The organism is Rhizobium sp. SVR5-2C (assembly GCF_056755115.1).
On record NZ_JBNDHT010000693.1, the window covers coordinates 1 to 228 of the forward strand.

1 pseudogene is annotated in these 228 nt (G+C 65.4%); it reads right to left on the reverse strand.

Annotated elements, in window-relative coordinates:
• Positions 1-228, reverse strand: a pseudogene (locus ACPYOI_RS37400) (hypothetical protein); the annotation flags it as partial.

Sequence of the window (228 nt, forward strand, 5' to 3'; positions counted from 1 at the left end):
GGGGGGAGGGGGGGGAGGGGGGAGGAGGGAGGGAGAAGGGTAGGTGTAGAACTGCGTCAGCCGCCACTGACCTCTGACAAGGGGCGCCTTGGCCACATTCTGCTGGGCGAAGGGCGGCAGTTCCTCGTTGCCCCAAGCGATCGGGCCAACGAGCTTTTCGAGCTTTTTTTCCCCGCTTACCTTGTCAACATCCTCGCCGTCGCTTGGATCCTCCCCACCCCCCCCCCC